The following is a 20,294-nucleotide window of genomic DNA, read 5'->3' as shown; positions in this document are numbered from 1 at the left end:
CGCGATGCGGGCCCCCCGGGCCCCGGCCCCGCCCCCGCCGCCCCCGGCCGGGCCGCCGGGCGCGGGGGGGGCCCCCGCCCCCCCGGCGGCCCCCCCCCCCCCCGGCCGCCCCCCCCCCCCCGACCGCATTTCCGGTCGCGTCGACCGGTGAGCCGCCGTGCTCAGGCGGCCTTCGGGATGCTCGCCGTCTCGGGGCGCCGGGACCCCGCCGGCCCGGAGGCCCGCTCGCCCGCCGGGGCCTGCCCGGTCTTCCGGGCCTGCCGCCGTTCCCGCCGCAACTGCCGTGCCGTGCTGCTGGGCTCCGACACCACGCCGTTGCGCTGCCGCCACACCTGCCGTGTCACCCAGACGTCGAGCACGCTCCAGGTCGCCACGACCGTGCTGCCCACCGACGTCAGCAGCGTCGGAAAGGCGAGCCACGAACCCGTGACGGCGGCGAAGAAGGCCACCATTCCCTGAATGAGCGTCACCGACGTGAGCAGCAGGGCCCGTACGGCGGCGGTCCGCACCGGATCGGGCAGGCGACGCCTGGCCTTCTCGTCCTCCACCCACAACTGTCGCGCCGACCGCGCCTCGTACTCCATTGCTCCGTCACTCCCCACAACCCTGAACGTCTTCAGGGTGGCTGCCCCGCTTGCGTCGATTTACGCGGGCATGCCGCTCCCCGTACACAAAGACGATCGTGAGGGCGAAAAGGTTTCCCCGCTTTCTCACCGGAAGGAACACTTCCAGCCATCTCCCATGGCAGAGAAAGTGACGTCCGACCAGGTGTCCTGCGCCACACCGGAGAATGCCAACTCCCCGAATACCAGGACATCTCATGATCAACGCTCACTCGGGAGGCTGAAAATCGTCCGGACACGCCTTCGAGTTGGCCGTGATGCAGTAGTAGGCTCGCGCCGCCGTTTGTTGAAATCGAAGGTCGACGCCGTGTGTTGACGCCGGACGTCGCTGTGGAGGACCTCCGCACCGGGCGGAGGCCGAGCTGGGGGAGGCCATGCGCTTTCGCGGGAAGTCCATCCGCCGGAAGATCGTGGCGTTGCTGCTGGTGCCGCTCGTCTCCCTGACCGGACTGTGGGGCTTCGCGACGGTGCTGACCGGCCGCGAGGCGGACCAGCTCCTCGACGTCGGCTACATCGTCGAGAAGGTCGGCTACCCCATCGAGGACACCGCCCGCGTCCTGCAGAGGGAACGCCGGCAGTCCCTCGTCTACCTCGCCGACCCGCGCGCCTCCGACGCCCTCACCGCGCTGCGCGAGCAGCGCGAGGCCACCGACCGCCAGATCGCCCTCATCCGGGCGAACGCCGCGGACTCCGGTGTCCGCGAGGAGATGCGCCCGCTCGCCTCGCAGCGGCTCAACTCCCTGCTCCAGGCTCTCGACGGCCTCGACTCGCTGCGCCGTACCGTGGAGAACCGCAGCGTCGGCCGCATCCAGGCCCTCGACTACTACAACCGGCTCGTCGACCCCTGCTACGCCTTCCTCATGACCCTCCACGCTCTTGAGAACGTGGAGATGGACAAGCAGGGCCGCGCCCTCGTCGGCGTCGTCCGCGCCCGGGAACTCCTCTCCCGCGAGGACGCGCTGGTCGTCTCGGCCCTCATCGCCGACCGCGTCACCGCCGAGGAGGTCCGCGCGGTCTCGGACCTCGTGGCGAACCGCCGCCAGTTCTACGAGGTCAGCCTCGAAGTCCTGCCCGCGTCCGAACGCGAGCGCTTCGAGCGGTACTGGCAGAGCCCCGCCACCGCCCCGCTGCGCAAGGCCGAGAACGACCTCATCACCGCCGGCGCCACCGAGCGCCCGCGCACCGTCACGCCCGAGCGCTGGGAGGAACGGGCCACCCCCGTCCTCGACGACCTCGCCCGCGACAACACCGCGGCCGGCGACCGCTACCAGGACCGCGTCCAGCCCGCCGCGTACAGCGTCCTGCTGAAGGCGGGCGTCGCAGGCGTCCTCGGCTTCCTCGCCCTGCTCGTCTCCGTCATCGTGTCCGTCCGGATCGGCCGCGAACTCGTGCGCGACCTGCGCCGGCTGCGCAAGGAGGCCCAGGAGGTCTCCGGCGTCCGCCTGCCGAGCGTCATGCGCCGCCTCGCCGCCGGCGAGCACGTCGACGTCGAGACCGAGGTGCCCCACCTGCGGTACGAGGACGACGAGGTCGGCCAGGTCGGCCAGGCCCTCAACACCCTTCAGCGCGCCGCCGTCGAAGCGGCCGTCCGGCAGGCCGACATGCGGCGCGGCGTCTCCGACGTCTTCGTCAACCTCGCCCGCCGCAACCAGGTACTGCTGCACCGCCAGCTCACCCTCCTCGACAGCATGGAGCGCCGCACCGAGGACACCGAGGAACTCGCCGACCTCTTCCGGCTCGACCACATGACCACGCGCATGCGCCGTCACGCCGAGGGCCTGGTGATCCTCTCCGGCGCCGCGCCCTCCCGGCAGTGGCGCAAGCCCGTCCAGCTGATGGACGTCGTGCGGGCGGCCGTCGCCGAGGTCGAGGACTACGAGCGCGTCGAGGTGCGCCGTCTGCCCCGGCTCGGGGTCGGCGGTCCGGCCGTCGCCGACCTCACGCACCTGATCGCCGAACTCCTGGAGAACGCCACGGTGTTCTCACCCCCGCACACCGCCGTGCAGGTGCTCGGCGAGCGGGTCGCGAACGGTTTCACCCTGGAGATCCACGACCGCGGCCTCGGCATGAACCCCGACGCCCTGCTCGACGCCAACCTGCGCCTCGCCGAGACCCCCGAGTTCGAGCTCTCCGACACCGACCGCCTCGGCCTCTTCGTGGTCAGCCGGCTGGCCCAGCGCCAGAACGTCCGCGTCTCGCTCCAGACCTCGCCCTACGGCGGCACCACGGCGGTGGTCTTCATCCCGGCCGCGCTGCTCACCGACGCCCCCGAGACGCAGGGGTCGGGCTTCCGCCTGGACCGCAAGAGCCTGGAGCCCGCGCGGGGCGCCGAGCACGAGAAGGCCGGCGGCGACGTACCCGAACTGCCCGCCCGGCGGCCGGTGCTGACCAAGGTCCCGGACACCGCACACCGCCCCTCCGGCCCGTCCCGCCACCCGGCCCCCTCGCTCCGGGAGGGCCCCATCGACGGACCCGTGGAGCTGGAGGCACCCCTCGGCGGCACCGCCTTCGACGAGCTCGCCGACACCTCCGCGGACCTGGAGGACACCGAGAGCGAACGCGGCGGGATCTTCCGTGCCCGCGAGCACCGCAGGCGCGGCGGTATCGGTCCGGCGGCCACCCGGGAACAGCACCAGCAGGCGGCGGAACAGCGGTCCGGTCGTTCGGCGGACACACCCGCGGGCCGCGCCGTCGAACCGCGGACCGGCCCGGTCCCGCAGGCCGGCCGCGCGGCGCCGGGCGCGCCCGTACCGCTGCCCCGCCGTCGCCAGCCCACGCTCGTGGTGGACCACGGCCGCCGGCTCGACGCGACGGAGCCCGCCCGACCCGGGGCCGACAGGGAGGCCGAGCGGCCGCTCGCCCCGCAGCCCCCGGCGGGCCCGGAACGGGACACCCCGCCCACCCTCGTCCCCGTACCGCCGGAGGGCCCCGCCCCGTTCGGCGGACTGCCCCGCCGGGTCCGCCAGGCCAGCCTCGCGCCCCAGCTGCGGGCGACGGGCGACCGCGCCGACGAGCCGCCCGCCCACACCGGGGGCGACCCGGCCGGCGGACCCGCGGACGCCGACTTCGAGCGCGACGCCGAGGAGGTACGCCGCCGCATGGCCTCCATGCAGCGCGGCTGGCAGCGCGGACGACAGCAGAACGACGAGACGACAGCACCAGGAACCACACCGGAGGGGGACGGTCGATGACCGCACCGAACGCCGCAGCACCGCACACCAACGGCAACGGGGAGTTGAACTGGCTCCTCGACGAGCTGGTCCAGCGCGTCGGTTCCATCCGCAAGGCCCTGGTGCTCTCCAGCGACGGGCTCGCCACCGGCGCCTCGCAGGACCTGACCCGCGAGGACGGCGAGCACCTCGCCGCCGTCGCCTCGGGCTTCCACAGCCTCGCCAAGGGCGTCGGCCGTCACTTCGAGGCCGGCAGGGTCCGCCAGACCGTGGTGGAGCTGGAGGACGCCTTCCTCTTCGTCACGGCGGCGGGCGACGGCAGCTGCCTCGCCGTGCTCGCGGACGCGGACTCGGACGTCGGCCAGGTCGCCTACGAGATGACGCTGATGGTCAAGCGGGTCGGCGCCCACCTCACCACGGCACCGCGCGCGGGCCTGTCCGCCGGAGGATGAGTGGGGCGACGGCATGACTGACGCAGACCAGCACGCCCAGGGACCGGTCCGGACCCACCACTGGTTCGACGACGAGGCCGGGCCGGTGGTCCGCCCGTACGCGATGACCCGCGGGCGGACGAGCGCCGCCACCCGCCACCGTCTCGACCTGATCGCCGTCGTGGTGCCCGAACCGGCCGCCGACGACCCCGGTCGCGACCAGACGCTCTCCCCGGAACACGTGGAGATCGTCGAACGCTGTTCCGAGACACCCCAGTCGATCGCCGAACTCGCCGCCGGACTCGACCTCCCCGTCGGGGTGGTCCGGGTCCTGGTCGGCGATCTCGTCGAGGACGAACTCGTCCATGTGACCCGCCCCGTTCCGCCGGCCGAGCTGCCGGACGTGAGCATTCTCCGCGAGGTGATCAATGGCCTTCGGGCGCTCTAGCCGCAAGAAGCCGCTCGTCGAGCCGGTGACGCTGAAGATCCTGGTCGCGGGTGGCTTCGGCGTGGGCAAGACGACCCTGGTCGGCGCCGTCAGCGAGATCAGACCGCTGCGCACCGAGGAGATCCTCAGCGAGGCGGGGCGGCCCGTCGACGATCTGCACGGGGTGGAGAACAAGTCGACCACCACGGTCGCCATGGACTTCGGGCGGATCACGCTGCGCGAGGACCTGGTCCTGTACCTCTTCGGCACCCCCGGGCAGGATCGTTTCTGGTTCCTGTGGGACGAGCTGGCGCAGGGCGCGCTCGGGGCGGTCGTCCTGGCCGACACCCGGCGCCTGGAGGACAGCTTCGCCGCGATCGACTACTTCGAGCGGCGCGGCATCCCGTTCACCGTGGCGGTCAACTGCTTCGAGGGCGCGCAGCGGTTCCCGGCGGAGAGCGTGCGCGGCGCGCTCGACCTGGATCCGGAGGTCGAGCTGCTGATGTGCGACGCCCGCGACCGGGAGTCCGTCAAGAACGTGCTGGTGGCGGTCGTCGAGCACGCCATGATCCTGGCCGACCGGGGCCGCCAGCCGGCCACGACGTAGGGGGTGTCCTGTCGCCCCGACAGGACACCGCGCCCGGAGCCCTGGCCCGTACCCCACGTGGTGGCGGTACGGGCCTTCCGCGGGCGCAGCGCGACGGCGTGCGGCGCGCGGCCCTCAGCGCACCGCCACCACGGCGGACCCGTGCCCGAACAGCCCCTGGTTCGCGGTCATCCCGGCCCGCGCCCCGGCCACCTGACGGCTGCCCGCCGCGCCCCTGAGCTGCCAGGTCAGCTCGCAGACCTGCGCGATCGCCTGCGCCGGCACCGCCTCCCCGAAGGAGGCGAGACCCCCGCTGGTGTTCACCGGGATCCGCCCACCGAGCGCCGTGGCACCCTCCCGCACCAGCTTCGCCCCCTCGCCCGCCCCGCACAGGCCGATGTCCTCGTACCACTCCAGCTCCAGCGCCGTGGAGAGGTCGTACACCTCGGCCAGCGACAGGTCCTCGGGTCCGAGCCCCGCCTCCTCGTACGCGGCCCGTGCGATCGACGCGCGGAACGAGTGCGCCGCGGGGGCGACCGCCGCCGCCGAGTCGGTGGCGATGTCCGGCAGGTCGAGCACCGCCTTCGGGTAGGTCGGGGTGACCGTGGAGACCGCCCGGATGCGGACCGGCTCCCGGTGTCCGTGCCGCCGGGCGAAGTCCATGCTGGACAGCACCAGTGCGGCGCCCCCGTCCGAGGTCGCGCAGATGTCGAGCAGCCGCAGCGGATCGGCCACGACGGCGGAGGCCGCGACCTCCTCCGCGCTCACCGCCGTCCGGTACCGCGCCAGCGGGTTGAGTGCCCCGGCCGCCGCGTTCTTGACCTTCACCTGGGCGAAGTCCTCCACGGTGTCCCCGTACAGCGCCATCCGTCGCCGGGCGTAGAGGCCGAAGTACGCGGGGTTGGTCGCCCCGAGGACCCGGAAGCGCAGCCAGTCGGGATCGTCCGGCCGGTCCCCGCCCGCCGGGGCGAAGAACCCCTTCGGCGCGGCGTCCGCGCCGACCACCAGCACCACGTCCGCCATCCCGGCGAGGATCTGCGCCCGCGCGGTGTTCACCGCCTGCGCTCCCGAGGCGCAGGCCGCGTACACGCTGGTGACCCGCGCCCCCTGCCATCCGAGTGCCTGCGCGAACGTCGCTCCCGCCACGTACCCGGGATATCCGCCCCGGACCGTGTCCGCCCCGACCACCGCGCCGACGTCCCGCCAGCCGATCCCGGCGTCGGCGAGCGCCGCGCGGGCGGCGGCCGTCCCGTACTCGACGAAGCTCCGCCCCCACTTGCCCCAGGCGTGCATTCCGGCGCCGATCACCGCGATGTCGTTCACGCGCCCGCCTCCCCGGCCCCGCCGGTCTCCCGGTCCGTCCCGGCCGCCGGCCCGCGGGTGCCGACCGGGCGCCAGTGCCAGGTCGTCCAGATGTGCGCGTCGTCCTCGTTCAGGACGCCCGGCACCGCTTCGACCTCCATGCCGACGGCCAGGTCCGCGGTGCGCACCCCGGGTGCCGCCTGTCCGAGGACCACCAGCGCCTCGTCCGCCAGCTCGACCGCGACCAGGGTGTACGGCTCCCAGGGCGCGTCGGGGTCCGAGACGTACGGCGCGGGCGGGCGGTAGCGGCCGTCGGTGTACGACCAGACGACGCCGCGCCGGGACAGCGGGGTCTCGACCAGCTCGCCGCCGCCCGGGCAGCCGGGGTTGCGGCACCAGGAGTCCTCGCGGGGGAAGAACACCGAGGAGCAGGCGGTGCAGCGGGTGCCGAGGAGTGCGAAGCCCTCCTCCCGCTCCCGGCCGTCGCCGTCGCCGTCGGTGAACCATCCGGCCACCACCGGTCTGCGCGTCCGTGTCACGACGGCCCTCCCCGAGCATCAGATCTGACGGATCGTCAGAAGTGTGCCATGGATGGGAGGACCTGAGAACCGTTCCGGCCTCCGCTGCGTCCTTCCTGCCGGAACGGCGGCCGGGACCCACGGGGGTGGTCCCGGCCGCCCGCCCGTCACCCTCCGGACGTCAGTGCCCGGCCACCGACCGCCGCGCGACCGGGAAGTCGAAGAAGGTCGTCGGGAACGGCTCCGGCTTGAAGGTGAAGTGCCACCACTCCTCGGGCAGGTTGACGAAGCCCTCGGCGGCCAGCGTCCCCTTCAGCAGCTGCCGGTTGGCGCGCTGCACGCCCTGGATCCTCGGGTCGTCCGTGTGCGAGCGGGTGTCGAAGCAGTCGTAGCCGGTGCCCATGTCGACCGAGTTGTCGGGGAAGCGCTCGGCCTGCGGGGCGTAGCACTCCACCAGCTTCTCGCCCGGCAGATAGCGGCGGGTCGGCGCGGCCGGCAGCCGCACGACGGTCAGGTCCACCGTCGATCCCCGGCTGTGCCCCGACTTCTCCGCGATGTAACCGTCCGCGAACAGCCTCGACTTGTCGACCAGCGGATAGAACTCGCCCTTCATGCGCTCGTCGTCCAGGTCCTTCGCCCAGCGCACGAAGTGGTCGACGGCCCGCTGCGGGCGGTAGCAGTCGTAGACCTTCAGCGAGTAGCCCTGCGCCCGCAGCCTGACCTGGGCGCGGTGCAGCGCCTCCGCGGCGGGACGGGTGAGGATGCACAGGGGCTGCCGGTAGCCGTCGATGGGCACACCGGTGAAGTTGTGCGGTGTCGTGTAGCGCATCTCCTGAAGGATCGTCCGGTCCACCGAGCTCAGCGCCACGAACTCCTCGGGGGCCTTCGGCTCCGGTCGGGCCTGCGCGGACGGTACCGCGGCGGTGGCGGCGAGCAGTCCGGCGACGGCCAGGGCGCCGAGGGCGCGGAAAGCGGTTGCAAGTCCTGTCATGTGCACCGTCTATCAGGTTCTCCGGGGCACGGGAAAGGGTGATCGCATACGGTCGCGTCGTGAAGGACTCCCACTGCACCCACTGCGGCGCCTCCTACGGGGACGCCGCCTCCTGGCCCCGTACGTGCCCCGCCTGCGGCCAGGTCGCCTACCGCAACCCGCTGCCCGTCGCCGTGACACTCCTCCCGGCAACGGACGAGCACGGAAAGGGACTTGTCGTCATCACCCGCACGATCGAACCCCAGCGCGGCGGAGTCGCCCTGCCCGGCGGATTCATCGACCACGCCGAGGACTGGCAGGGCGCCGTCGTACGGGAACTGCGCGAGGAGACCGGCATCGAGGCGCCGGCGGGGGAGGTGCGGCTCGCCGACGTCCTCAGCTCCCCGGGCGGCCACCTGCTCGTCTTCGGCCTGCTGCCCGAACGGCCGACCGCCGCGCTGCCGGCCTCGTTCCCCACCGACGAGACGACCGGCTGGCACCTGCTGCGCGCCCCGGCGGAGCTCGCCTTCCCGCTCCACACCGAGGCCGCGCGCCGCTGGTTCGCCGGGATGTACGACTGACGGGCGAAGCGGGGCAGGTCGGGGCCCGGATCCGGACGGCGCACCCGGCGCCCGGCCCCCGACCCCCGGTCCGTCACCTCCCGCAGGGCCCCTGCCCCCGCGCCGGCCCGCTCCGCCCGGCCTCCGGGCGACTCACGAGGCCGCCCCGCCCCGCACCCGTACCGGGAGACCCACCTCCACCGCCCCCTCGTCGGTGACCCGCTCCACCACCACCCGGCCGTCCAGCAGCCGGGAGGTGTACCGCTCGATCACCCCGGGCTCCCACCCGTCCCCGGTGTCCCGCACGACGAGCCCGCCGCCGGTCCGCCCCGCCGGAGGCGCCCACACCTCCAGCTCCAGCCCGCCGTCCTCGCCCCGCACCGGGATCACCGCACCGGCCCGCGCGAGCACCGGGATCCGGGACGGCGGCGCGTCGAGCAGCACCTGCCCCGGACCCTCGTACGCCCGCCCCGTCGCCGTGTCGTACCAGCTCCCGCGCGGCAGCCGTACCGCCCGCTGCTCCGTGCCCGGCGCCAGCACCGGCGCCACCAGCAGCCCGTCACCCAGCAGGAACGCGTCCTCGCAGTCCCGCAGCGCCCGGTCCTCCGGCGCTCCCCACCACACCGGCCGCACGTACGGCGCCCCGGTCAGCCGCGCGAGCTGCGCGAGCGTGACGAAGTACGGCCGCATCCGCTCCCGTTCGGCCAGCGCCGCGCGCGCGTGGCCGAGCACCTCCGGCCCGAACTCCCACGGCTCCCGCCGCCCCGCGTCGATCGCCGCGTGCGTACGGAAGAGCGGCAGCCAGGCTCCCAGCTGGAACCACCGCAGGAACAGCTCCCGCGACGGGCTCCCGTCGAAGCCCCCCACGTCCGGCCCCGAGTACGGCACCCCGCACAGTCCGAGCCCCAGGACCAGCGACAGCGAGGCCCGCAGCCCCGGCCACCCGGTCGACACGTCGCCCGACCAGGTGCCGCCGTGCCGCTGCATCCCCGCCCAGCCCGAACGGGAGAAGAGGAACGGCCGCTCGTCCGGACGCAGCCGGCGCAGCCCCTCGTACCCGGCCCGCGCCATCGCCAGCCCGTACACGTTGTGGCCCTCACGGTGGTCGCCGCCTCGGCCCTCCAGCGCGTGGCGGGCCGAGCGGGGCAGCGTCGGATCACCGAACGGGGTGAACGACACCGGCTCGTTCATGTCGTGCCAGAACCCGGCGAAGCCCTGCGCCAGCCGCTCCTCGTACAGGCCGCCCCACCATGCCCGCACCGCCGGATCGGTGAAGTCCGGATAGGCGCAGTCGCCCGGCCACACCACGCCGCGGACCTCCTCGCCCCGCGCGTCCCGCACGAAGGCGCCGGCCGCCGCCCCGCTGTCGTACACCGCGTTCCCCGGCTCCGCCTTCACCGCCGGATCCACGATCGACACCAGTCGCACCCCCCGTTCCCGCAGCTCGGCGGCGAGCCCGGGAAGGTCCGGGAACCGTTCCCGGTCGACCGTGAACACCTGGTGCGCGTCGTAGTGGTCGATGTCCAGATGCAGCACGGACAGCGGCAGGTCCCGGTCCCGGTAGCCGTCCGCCACCCGCCGTACCTCGCGCTCGCTGCCGAAGCCCCACCGCGCGTGCTGCGGCCCCAGCGCCCAGGACGGCGGCAGCGCGGGGGCGCCCGTCAGGGCCGCCCAGCCGTGCAGGACCCGCGCGGGGGTGCCGACCACGACCCAGCAGCGCAGCGGCCCGCCGCCCATCCGGACCTCGCTCGTCCCCGGCCGGTCGTGCCCGGACCCCGCGCCCTCCTCTCCCTCGGCGAGGGTGACCCGCCCGTCCCAGGAGTTGTCGTGGAAGACCAGGTGCGTGCCCGCGTCCGAGACGACGAACTGCACGGGCATCGTGATGTAGAGCGGATCGTCGCCCGGCGCGAAGCCCCCCTTGGGGTCGGTGTTCCACAGCCGGTACGAACCGTCCCGCAGCCGCGGTCCCGAGGCCCGCCCGCCGAGCCCGAAGAACCGCGCGTCCGCCGGCACCTCGCTGCGCTGCACCCAGCGCGCCGGACCGCCCTCGGCCGGCTCCCACCAGCGCGGCGGCAGGTCCCGCCGCAGCACCACCCCGCCCGGCGTCCTGACCTCGACCGCACCGTGCCGCGACACGGCGACCGTCACCCGCTCCGACACCACCCGCCAGCCGCCGTCCGTGTCCGGCTCCAGCACCGCCCGCGGATCCGGCTCCGGCGGGTCGCCGGCCAGCGCGTACGAGGGCGACGGCCCGGCCCCGTCCCAGCCCCAGAAGACCGTCCCCCCGGCAGACACGACGATCCGCAGCCAGGACCTGGCGAACCGGACGACGCCGCCGCCCGGCGCGGGCTCCGCCGCCTCCACCGGCCCCGGCACCCGGGCCCGCTCGTGCCCGCGGGGCTCCAGCCCCCGGGCGTCGGCCCGCCGCTGCCGCCAGGCCGAACGCACCGCCCGCAACCCCTGCACCGATCCGAACACCTTCATCGAACGCACCAGCTCACGACCGTCCATGACGATCACCCTGCCATTCGGCCTACCGCGGGCGAGGTCCGTTCAACTGCCGTTCACCCGTGGTGGGAGCACATATTCAGCTGCCCGACCATGGGCGGGGAGCCCTGGTGCGAAAGACGATCACATGGCATCGTCCCTGTCAGCCGCGTCACGCGCACACCCCAGCACGTGCGCGCGACACACGCAGACCCCGCGTACAGCCAGGGAGCCGACCCAATGACATCAGCGCAGTTCGAGCCGCTTTGGCAGCCTGACGAGGAGCGCGTAGCCGCAGCCGCGGTGACCCGGTTCCAGTCCTGGGCCGCCGAGCGCCACGGAGCTCCGGCCGAGGGCGGGTACCCGGCCCTGCACCGCTGGTCGGTCGACGAGCTGGAGACGTTCTGGCAGGCCGTCGCCGAGTGGTTCGACATCCGGTTCTCGACCCCGTACGAGCGCGTCCTCGGCGACCGCGCCATGCCGGGCGCCCGCTGGTTCCCCGGCGCGACCCTCAACTACGCCGAGCACGCCCTGCGCGCCGCAGCCGAGCGCCCCGACGACGCCGCCCTGCTCCATGTGGACGAGACCCACGAGCCGACGCCGATCAGCTGGGCCGAGCTGCGCCGCGGCGTCGGCTCCCTCGCGGCCGAGCTGCGCGCCCTCGGCGTCCGCCCCGGCGACCGGGTCAGCGGCTACCTGCCCAACATCCCGGAGGCCGTCACCGCCTTCCTCGCCACCGCCGCCGTCGGCGCGGTGTGGACGTCGTGCGCGCCGGACTTCGGGGCGCGCAGCGTCCTGGACCGCTTCCAGCAGGTGGAGCCGGTCGTGCTGTTCACCGTGGACGGCTACCGCTACGGCGGGAAGGAACACGACCGCCGCGCCACCGTCGCCGAGCTGCGCGCCGAGCTGCCCACCCTCCGGGCCGTCGTCCACATCCCGCTGCTCGGCACGGAGACGCCCGAGGGCGCGCTGGCCTGGTCGGACCTCACCTCGGCCGACGTGGAGCCGGTCTTCGAGCAGGTGGACTTCTCCCACCCGCTGTGGGTCCTGTACTCCTCCGGCACGACGGGCCTGCCCAAGGCGATCGTGCAGTCCCAGGGCGGCATCCTGATCGAGCACTTCAAGCAGCTGGGCCTGCACTGCGACCTCGGGCCGCAGGACGTGTTCTTCTGGTACACCTCCACGGGCTGGATGATGTGGAACTTCCTCGTCTCCGGTCTCCTCACCGGCACGACGGTCGTCCTCTACGACGGAAGCCCCGGCTACCCCGACACCGGCGCCCAGTGGCGGATCGCCGAACGCACCGGCGCCACCCTCTACGGCACCTCCGCCGCCTACGTCATGGCCTGCGCGAAGGCCGACGTCCACCCGTCCCGCGACTTCGACCTGTCGAGGATCGGGTGCGTCGCCACCACGGGCTCCCCGCTGCCGCCCGACGGATTCCGCTGGCTGCACGACGAGGTCCGCGAGGACCTGTGGATCGCCTCCGTCAGCGGCGGCACGGACGTCTGCTCCTGCTTCGCCGGCGCCGTCCCCACCCTGCCGGTGCACATCGGCGAGCTCCAGGCGGCCGGCCTGGGCACGGACCTGCAGTCCTGGGACCCGTCCGGCAAGCCGCTGACCGGTGAGGTCGGCGAACTCGTCGTCGCCAACCCGATGCCGTCCATGCCGATCAGGTTCTGGAACGACCCGGACGGCAGCCGCTACCGGGACAGCTACTTCGAGATGTTCCCCGGCGTCTGGCGCCACGGCGACTGGATCACCCTCACCGACCGCGGCTCGGTCGTCATCCACGGCCGCTCCGACTCCACCCTGAACCGCCAGGGCGTCCGGATGGGCAGCGCGGACATCTACGAGGCCGTGGAGCGCCTCCCCGAGATCCGCGAGTCCCTGGTGATCGGCCTGGAGGAACCGGACGGCGGCTACTGGATGCCGCTCTTCGTCCACCTCGCCGAGGGCGCGTCGCTGGACGAGGACCTGATCGCCCGCATCAAGCGGACGATCCGCAGCGAGCTCTCCCCGCGCCACGTCCCGGACGACATCATCGAGGTGCCCGCCGTCCCGCACACGCTGACCGGCAAGCGCATCGAGGTCCCCGTCAAGCGGCTGCTCCAGGGCACCCCGCTGGCTAAGGCCGTCAACCCGGGGTCGGTCGACGACCTGAGCCTCCTCCACTTCTACGAGGAGCTCGCCCGGACCCGGCGCGCCTGACCCGCGTTCCCGCCCCGCGCGCCGAAGCGGCCGCGGGGCGGGGGATCCGGGACCCAGCGGCGCCGGCCCGTGGATGGCCCCTCACGCGTTTCCCGTCATCTGCCCGGGGGGACGACGTCGTGCAGCGTCTGCGGCACGGGGTAGGTGCGCTCGGTGGGAAACAGCCGGTGAGCCTTGGTGGCGTGCCCGGTCTGCATCAGTGCCGAGGCTTTGCGGACCTGGGGGGTGAGGTCGGTGAGACCGACGATCCATTCGTCGGTGAACGTGCGGATCAGGTGGCGGCCGATGCCGACCTGGATGCTGTAGTGGTTCAGTGCCGCTCCGCGCGGTGAACGTTCCGGGTCCCACTGGACATGTACGGCTGCCTCGGCCACCGCCGCCGGGTCTGCGGTCGTCAGCACGGCCTGGGACAGGGCCTCCTCCCAGCCCTCCCGAGTGATCCGCACCGCCAGGACACGTTGCTGGCCCGGTTTGCGGGCCCAGTTGCTGCGGTGCATCAGCCACATGAACGACGGCTTGATCCACGTCATCCGGTGGAACGAGAACGGCGCGACGAAGCGGCCCGCCCGCAGTGCCGCGTCGGCGATGGCAGGAGGGTACGCCTGATAGACCACGATCGTGCGGGCGTCGTAGTCGGCACGGATCTGATACCGGGGCGTCATGCGCCGCACCCTGCCATCCGGTCCGCCGGCGCCGCGAGCCGATTTTCGCCTCACCGCCGGGGGCGCACGGTGTCCGGCCTCAGCCCCCGTACGTCGCCTGCGCCTCGCCCCGCAGCGCCGCGAAGTCCGCGGCGAGCCGCGCCGCGTCCGCCGCCTCCAGCGTCGAGGTGGTGATGCGCACCGCGGGCCCGGACGCGATCCGGAACCGGGCGCCGGCCGCGACCCACCACCCCTGCGTCCGCAGTCCGTTGACCACGGCCGACTCGTCGCCCACGGGCACCCACACGTTCAGCCCGCTGGCCCCGACCGCCGCGATCCCGTGCCCGGCCAGCGCGTCGACGAGCGCCGCCCGGCGCACCGTGTAGGCCGCCGCGCCGTCCGCCACCAGCGCGCTCACCGCCGGGTCGGCGAGCAGCCCGGCCACCGTCTCCTGCAGGACGTGGCTGACCCAGCCGGACGTCATCAGCATCCGTCCGTCGTGCCGTGCCAGTGTCACCCCGTCGCAGGCCAGTCCGGCCCACCGCAGGTCGATCCCCAGGTGCTTGGACGCCGTGCGCACCTGGGCCCAGCGGGGGAGTCCCGCCGCCGCGAGCGTCGCCGCCGGCGCTCCCGCGACGTCCGCGTTGTGGTCGTCCTCGACGAGGAGGACCTCCGGGAAGTCCGCGAGCACCGCGACCAGCTCGTCCCGCCGGGCCTCGGTGAAGCAGGCACCCGTCGGGCACTGGCCGCGCGGACTGCACACGACCGCCCGTACGCCGGCCCGCAGCGCCGCCCGCAGGGCGTCCGGCACGAGCCCCTCCCCGTCCACGGCGACCGGCACCATGCGCAGACCGAGCGCCGGCACCAGGTCCAGGAGGTGGTGGAAGCCGGGGTCCTCCACCGCCACCGCGTCCCCGGGGCGCAGTTCCGTGGACAGCAGGCGCGCGATGCAGTCCAGCGCCCCGTGCGCGAAGGTGACGTGCTCGGCCGGCACCCCGTCCCGCTCGAACCAGGCGCGGGTCAGCTCCTCCAGCCGGCCGAGCCGGGGCGCCGCCCGGTGGGATCCGAAGACCGGCCGCACCAGTGAGGGGGGCCGCAGCTCCGGGAGGAAGGCGGGGTCGGGATGGCCGCCCGCCAGGTCGACGAGCCCCGTCGGCACCCGCGGCGGTCGGCGCGAGGCGACGGCCGGCGCCTCGGCGACGACGGTCCCGCCGCGGCCGCGCGTCACCACGACGCCCCGCTGCCGCAGCTCCTTGTACGCGGTGGCGACCGTGCCCGGACTGACGCCGAGACCGTCCGCGAGCCTGCGTACCGGGGGAAGGGCGTCACCCGGACCGAAGGCGCCCTCGGCCACTCCCCGTTCGACGGACGCGGCAATCCCCTTGGCCGTCGTCCCGGTGATCGAATATTGTGCTACCACGTAACGAAGTATGTATTGATACATAACTGAGGTCAAGGGGGAAAACGGTGGACCTGCGATCGCGCTGGGCGACCTGGAAGAAGAACGTCCCAGGAGGCCTCGACGGCCGCCGCATGCTCGTCATCAGCTTCATCGACAAGTGCGGCACCGGACTCTGGGCGACCTCCATCGCCCTCTACTTCACCTACGTCTCCGGCCTCGGCATCGCGCAGGTCGGCCTCCTCGTCGGCCTGTCCGGCGCCGCCGGCATCGCCGGCGCCCCCCTCGCCGGGCGCATCGCCGACCGCTTCCCCGTCACCCGCGTCCTCATCGCCGCCCAACTCCTGCGCTCCGCGGCCCTCCTCGCCCTGCTCACCACCGACCACTACGCGCTCCTCATCCTCTACTCGGCCGTCGGCGCCCTCCCCGACCGCGGCACCAACGTCCTCACCAAGCTCTACGCCACCCGCGTCGCCGGCCCGGCACGCGTCCGCTACCAGGCCATCAACCGCACCGTCGGCAACCTCGGCTGGGTCTTCGGCGGCCTCGGCGCCGCCGCCGCCCTCGCCGCCGGCACGGACACCGCCTACCGACTCCTGCTCATCGGCAACGTCCTCTCCTACGTCGCGATGGCCGCCCTCACCCTCCGCTGCGCCGAACCCCCCGCGCCCGCCTCCCGCATCGCCGCCGACTCCACCACCGGTGCCCCGCCCGCCCGGCCCACGAGCCCCTGGCGCGACCGCACCTTCCTCCTCTTCACCGGCACCGAGGCCGTGCTCTGCCTCGACGACACGATCCTCCAGGTCGCCCTGCCGCTCTGGATCGTCCACGCCACCGCCGCCCCCGCCGGCCTGGCCCCGCTGCTCCTCGTCATGAACAGCGTGCTCGTCGTCCTCTTCCAGGTCCCGCTCGCCCGCTTCGGCGGCTCGACCGACGCGGCCCGGCGCCTCCTCCTGCCCCTCGCCGCCCTCTTCGCCCTCGGCACCTCCGCCCTGGCCGTCTCCGCCCTCGGCGGACGCGGCCTCGCCGTCACCGCCCTCGTCGTGGCGGCGCTCGCCCTCACCTTCGTCGAGATGCTCCACGCCATCGCCTCGTGGGAACTCTCCGTGGCCCTCGCCCCCGACGACGCCCAGGGCGCCTATCTGGGCGTCCACGGCCTCGCCGTCGCCACCCAGCGCTTCGGCGGCCCGCTGCTGCTCACCGGAGTGATCGCGGCAGGCCCGCTGGCCTGGGCGGTCCTCGGCGCCGGCCTCGTGGCGATGTGCGGCGGACAGCACCGCGTCGTCAGCCGGGGCCTCCGCAAGCCGTCACTGTCAGTGCCCGCGGTTACGGTGAGTGAGCAATGATCGGCAGCGCCCAGGGGGAGACATGACACGCCGCACCACCACCACGTCCATGCGCCGCGCACTGCGCCGCGAGGTACCCAGCACCGTCGGCCTGCTCGCCGACGAGGACGACTTCGCCGCGATGCGCCGGTACGGCACCTTCACCTTCGACGACCACCCCACCTACCTGGCCCAGGTCGAGGCCCTCCTCAAGAGCCTCGCCGGCCAGGGCGGGCACACCACCGTCGCCCTCTTCGACCCCGAGGAGTACGCCGGCTACTGCCGGGACACCGGGCTCGACCCCGACCACCCCGCCAGCCGCAGCCGCTACACCGCCGAACTGGCCGCCACCGGCATCCGCGTCCCCTATACCGGCCAGCCCATGACGACCCTCGTCCCCACCCTCGTCGACGCCGCCGTCCGCCGCGCCACCTGGGAGTACGCCACGATGCTCCTCACCGACACCGGAGACTGCGCCGACTGCGGCGAGGACATCGGCCACGCCGCCTTCGACCGCGCCTCGCGGCTCCTGATGTCCCTCCTCGAAGCGGCCGGCCCCGGCACCCACCACCTCGTCTGCAGCGTCCCCGCACGGGACGAGCAGCTCCTCGCCGTCCTCCACACCGCCTGCGACGAGGACGGACCCGCCCGCCTCGACAGCGGCGCGGGCGCCGAGTTCGTCACCGTCCTCGCCGCCGGCATCGCCCTGGACAGCCCGGGAGGACTCGTCCTGCGCACCAGCCGCCCCGGCACCCGCGACCGCCTCCACGGCTGGCGCCTGCTCCGGGGCGCCCTCGTGCCCCTCACCGAGGCCGAGGTCTTCAGCGCCTACTGCACCGACGCCCGTACCGGCGAACCGGTCTCCCCGGAACCCCACGTCGACTACCGCGCCGGCTTCCCCCTCGCCCCCGACGACGACCACCCCACCCACCACTGACGGCACAAGGCCCCGCGCACGACGAAGGGGCTCCCCGCCACGACGTGACGGGAAGCCCCTTCGATCTCCGACCGGCCGGGATCACTCCCCGGACAGCACCGCCTGCGCGGCCACACGGGCCTCCTCGGCGGTGTCGGCCGCACGCGCCGCCGCGGCGGCGCGCTCGCACTGCGCCAGCGTGTACTTCGCCAGCGTCGCCCGCACGTACGGAATCGACGCCGCACCCATCGACAGGGAGGTGACACCCAGACCCGTCAGCACACACGCGAGCAGCGGATCCGAAGCGGCCTCGCCGCAGACGCCGCAGCTCTTGCCCTCGGCCTTGGCGGCCTCCGCGGACAGCGCCACCAGGTCGAGCAGCGCGGGCTGCCACGGGTCCTGGAGCCGCGACACCGCACCGACCTGCCGGTCGGCGGCGAAGGTGTACTGCGCCAGGTCGTTCGTACCCAGCGACAGGAACTCCACCTCCTGCAGGATCGAGCGCGCCCGGAGCGCGGCCGACGGGATCTCCACCATCGCGCCGAACTTCGCCCGCAGCCCCGCCTCACGGCACGCGTCGGCGAAGGCCTTGGCGTCCGTGCGGTCGGCCACCATCGGAGCCATGACCTCCAGGTACACCGGAAGTCCCTCGACCGCCTTCGCCAGCGCCGTCAGCTGGGTCCGCAGCACCTCGGGGTGGTCCAGCAGCGACCGCAGACCGCGCACGCCCAGCGCCGGGTTCGGCTCGTCCGCCGGCGTCAGGAAGTCGAGCGGCTTGTCCGCGCCGGCGTCCAGCACCCGCACCACGACACGACCCTCGGGGAACGCCTCCAGGACCTTCCGGTAGGCCTCGACCTGCTTCTCCTCGGACGGAGCCTTCGCACTGTCGTCCAGGAAGAGGAACTCCGTGCGGAACAGACCGACGCCCTCGGCCCCGGCCTCCACCGCGGCCGGCACGTCCGCCGGGCCGCCCACGTTGGCCAGCAGCGGCACCTTGTGCCCGTCCGAGGTCGCGCCCGGACCGCTGGAAGCGGACAGCGCGGCCTTGCGCTCGGCGGCGGCCGCGGTCAGCGTCGCCTTCTTGTCCTCGCTCGGGTTCACGAAGATCTCGCCCGTCGAGCCGTCCACCGCGATCACCGTGCCCTCACCGATCTCACCGGCCCCGGGCAGCGCCACCACGGCCGGCACGCCCAGCGCCCGCGCGAGGATGGCGCTGTGGCTGGTGGGCCCGCCCTCCTCGGTCACGAAGCCCAGGACCAGCGCCGGGTCGAGCAGCGCCGTGTCGGCGGGAGCCAGGTCCCGCGCGATCAGCACGTACGGCTCGTCGCTGTCCGGCACACCCGGCATCGGAACGCCGAGCAGCCGGGCGACGATACGGTTCCGCACGTCGTCGAGGTCGGCGACCCGCCCGGCCATGTACTCGCCGGCACCCGCGAGCAGCTCGCGGTAGTGGGAGAACGCGTCGTAGATACCGCGCTCCGCGGTGCTGCCCACCGCGATCCGGCGGTCGACGTCCGCGATGAGCTCCGGGTCCTGGGCGATCATGGCCTGGGCCTCGAGCACGTGCTGAGCCTCGCCACCGGCCAGGTTGCCGCGCGCGATCAGATCGGCAGCCACAGCCTCCACGGCCTGACGGGCGCGCCCCTGTTCGCGCTCCGCCTCCTCGGCGGGAATCTGCTTGGCCGGCGGCTCGAGCACCGCCGTACCCATGTGCCGTACCTCGCCGATGGCCACCCCGTGGCTCACGCCGACGCCTCGCAGCGTTGTCTCCATCTCACCGTCTCCGATAGAGCGGCGGCACCCCGGCCGCCGCGTTGAATGTCGAACTCCGGGCCGTCACGTGGACGGCGCCCGCGTCAGCTCCAGCCGAAGAGGACGTCGTCGGCCTTGACGTCGCCGCTCTCGACGACGTCGGAGAGGGAGTCGACCGTGGCCTCCAGGGCCACGACGGGGCAGATGGGGGACTTGCCGGCGGCCTCGACGTCGGCCGGGTTCCACCGCACGACGGCCTGTCCGCGCGTCACGGTGTCCCCCTTGGCGACGAGCAGCTCGAAGCCCTGGCCGTTGAGCTGGACGGTGTCGATGCCGAGGTGGGTGAGCACGCCGTGCCCCTCACCGTCGACGACGACGAAGGCGTGCGGGTGAAGAGAGACGATGACGCCGTCGACCGGGGACACCGCCTCCGACGGCTCACGTACGGGATCGATGGCGGTACCCGGACCGACCATGGCCCCGGAGAAGACGGGATCGGGTACAGCGGCAAGACCGATGGCGCGTCCAGCGAGTGGCGACGTCACGGTTGTCATGGGAAGCCTCCCAGGGGCGGAGATGGAGTGGCGCCGTCACTGCCTGTCCTGGACGGCGTACTGTTCAGAAGCGTATGTCATGGGAAGTCCAGGTTCCGCACGAGATGTACCAGTTGGCGGACCTACGACTACCCCGAAACGATTTGCCTCTACTGACGGTGGGATGTACTGTCGTACTCCTGCGTGACCCCAACGCGACTCTGAGTCGTGGGTCCGCAGCACCTATCAAGCCAGATCCTAACCCCAGTGGTCTACACCTCTGCATGCCCGCAGGGGGAGTGGTCGGGAGGGCCGGAAAAGCCTGGTAGTGTTTGACCCCGCCGCAAGGGAAAGCGCGAAAGCGAATTCCCGAAAGGCAGCCCGCTCCAGCGGGTGGCAGAAACGGAAATCGGATCTGCTAAGCTGGAAACACGAAAGACCGA

17 protein-coding genes are annotated in these 20,294 nt (G+C 73.5%); 8 read left to right on the top strand and 9 right to left on the bottom strand.

Translation table 11 applies throughout. The features are described from left to right. Positions 1-161: 161 nt before the first annotated feature. Entirely contained in the window at positions 162-584 is a 423-nt protein-coding gene (locus tag ACGFZF_RS37165; RefSeq protein ID WP_393561733.1) for a hypothetical protein, read from the bottom strand. Between the two features lie 413 nt (positions 585-997). On the opposite strand from ACGFZF_RS37165, the gene ACGFZF_RS37160 reads away from it, so the two are divergent. Genes ACGFZF_RS37160 through ACGFZF_RS37145 form a run of 4 tightly spaced genes read left to right on the top strand, consistent with a single transcriptional unit; the run spans position 998 to position 5,258 of the window. Next, on the top strand, positions 998-3,814 hold the full coding sequence (locus ACGFZF_RS37160) for a nitrate- and nitrite sensing domain-containing protein (RefSeq protein WP_393561731.1): 2,817 nt from the start codon (positions 998-1,000) through the stop codon (positions 3,812-3,814). Further along, a complete protein-coding gene (locus tag ACGFZF_RS37155) occupies positions 3,811-4,245 on the top strand; it encodes a roadblock/LC7 domain-containing protein (protein WP_147977032.1) in 435 nt (144 codons plus the stop codon). Before ACGFZF_RS37160 ends, ACGFZF_RS37155 begins: the two co-directional genes overlap by 4 nt. A 13-nt stretch (positions 4,246-4,258) precedes the next feature. Beyond that, entirely contained in the window at positions 4,259-4,672 is a 414-nt protein-coding gene (locus tag ACGFZF_RS37150; protein ID WP_393561728.1) for a DUF742 domain-containing protein, read from the top strand. Further along, a complete protein-coding gene (locus ACGFZF_RS37145) occupies positions 4,653-5,258 on the top strand; it encodes an ATP/GTP-binding protein (RefSeq protein ID WP_393561726.1) in 606 nt (201 codons plus the stop codon). The genes ACGFZF_RS37150 and ACGFZF_RS37145 overlap by 20 nt, the downstream gene beginning before the upstream one ends. A 114-nt stretch (positions 5,259-5,372) precedes the next feature. On the opposite strand, the gene ACGFZF_RS37140 is transcribed toward ACGFZF_RS37145, so the two are convergent. The 3 genes from ACGFZF_RS37140 to ACGFZF_RS37130 form a co-directional block, all read right to left on the bottom strand. Then, a complete protein-coding gene (locus ACGFZF_RS37140; RefSeq protein WP_393561724.1) occupies positions 5,373-6,560 on the bottom strand; it encodes a lipid-transfer protein in 1,188 nt (395 codons plus the stop codon). Beyond that, on the bottom strand, positions 6,557-7,078 hold the full coding sequence (locus ACGFZF_RS37135) for a Zn-ribbon domain-containing OB-fold protein (protein WP_393561722.1): 522 nt from the start codon (positions 7,076-7,078) through the stop codon (positions 6,557-6,559). Before ACGFZF_RS37135 ends, ACGFZF_RS37140 begins: the two co-directional genes overlap by 4 nt. 160 nt (positions 7,079-7,238) lie before the next feature. After that, complete coding sequence (locus tag ACGFZF_RS37130) at positions 7,239-8,048, bottom strand: M15 family metallopeptidase (protein WP_393561720.1); 810 nt, start codon at positions 8,046-8,048, stop codon at positions 7,239-7,241. Between the two features lie 59 nt (positions 8,049-8,107). On the opposite strand from ACGFZF_RS37130, the gene ACGFZF_RS37125 reads away from it, so the two are divergent. Continuing rightward, positions 8,108-8,608: an NUDIX domain-containing protein gene (locus tag ACGFZF_RS37125; RefSeq protein WP_393561718.1), complete on the top strand. Its 501-nt coding sequence runs from the start codon at positions 8,108-8,110 to the stop codon at positions 8,606-8,608. A 132-nt stretch (positions 8,609-8,740) separates the two neighbouring features. On the opposite strand, the gene ACGFZF_RS37120 is transcribed toward ACGFZF_RS37125, so the two are convergent. Continuing rightward, positions 8,741-11,098 (bottom strand): TIM-barrel domain-containing protein, encoded by a 2,358-nt coding sequence (locus tag ACGFZF_RS37120; protein ID WP_393561716.1) that lies wholly within the window; start codon positions 11,096-11,098, stop codon positions 8,741-8,743. A 216-nt stretch (positions 11,099-11,314) separates the two neighbouring features. Between ACGFZF_RS37120 and ACGFZF_RS37115 the strand changes: the two genes are divergently transcribed. Then, on the top strand, positions 11,315-13,285 hold the full coding sequence (locus ACGFZF_RS37115; RefSeq protein ID WP_393561714.1) for an acetoacetate--CoA ligase: 1,971 nt from the start codon (positions 11,315-11,317) through the stop codon (positions 13,283-13,285). A gap of 95 nt (positions 13,286-13,380) precedes the next feature. Here the strand turns inward: ACGFZF_RS37115 and ACGFZF_RS37110 are convergent, their stop codons facing one another. Together ACGFZF_RS37110 and ACGFZF_RS37105 are read right to left on the bottom strand one after the other, a co-directional pair. Continuing rightward, a complete protein-coding gene (locus ACGFZF_RS37110; RefSeq protein ID WP_393561712.1) occupies positions 13,381-13,947 on the bottom strand; it encodes a DUF4291 domain-containing protein in 567 nt (188 codons plus the stop codon). A gap of 79 nt (positions 13,948-14,026) precedes the next feature. Further along, positions 14,027-15,346 carry an aminotransferase class I/II-fold pyridoxal phosphate-dependent enzyme gene (locus ACGFZF_RS37105; protein WP_393561710.1) on the bottom strand — a complete coding sequence of 440 codons (1,320 nt, stop codon included), beginning with the start codon at positions 15,344-15,346 and terminating at the stop codon, positions 14,027-14,029. A gap of 47 nt (positions 15,347-15,393) precedes the next feature. On the opposite strand from ACGFZF_RS37105, the gene ACGFZF_RS37100 reads away from it, so the two are divergent. Both ACGFZF_RS37100 and ACGFZF_RS37095 read left to right on the top strand, forming a co-directional pair. Further along, the gene (locus ACGFZF_RS37100) at positions 15,394-16,671 is read left to right on the top strand and encodes an MFS transporter (protein WP_393561708.1); all 1,278 of its coding nucleotides are present in this window, start codon (positions 15,394-15,396) and stop codon (positions 16,669-16,671) included. 22 nt (positions 16,672-16,693) lie between these two features. Then, positions 16,694-17,587 (top strand): hypothetical protein, encoded by an 894-nt coding sequence (locus ACGFZF_RS37095; protein WP_393561706.1) that lies wholly within the window; start codon positions 16,694-16,696, stop codon positions 17,585-17,587. Between the two features lie 81 nt (positions 17,588-17,668). On the opposite strand, the gene ptsP is transcribed toward ACGFZF_RS37095, so the two are convergent. Then, complete coding sequence (gene ptsP, locus ACGFZF_RS37090) at positions 17,669-19,339, bottom strand: phosphoenolpyruvate--protein phosphotransferase (protein WP_393561704.1); 1,671 nt, start codon at positions 19,337-19,339, stop codon at positions 17,669-17,671. 83 nt (positions 19,340-19,422) lie between these two features. Further along, positions 19,423-19,872, bottom strand: a complete 450-nt coding sequence (locus ACGFZF_RS37085; RefSeq protein ID WP_147977021.1) for a PTS glucose transporter subunit IIA — start codon at positions 19,870-19,872, stop codon at positions 19,423-19,425. Positions 19,873-20,294 lie beyond the last annotated feature (422 nt).

It is taken from the genome of Streptomyces sp. NPDC048338 (genome assembly GCF_043201055.1).
Classification (GTDB): Bacteria; Actinomycetota; Actinomycetes; order Streptomycetales; family Streptomycetaceae; genus Streptomyces.
This window is presented reverse-complemented; position numbering and strand designations above follow the sequence as displayed.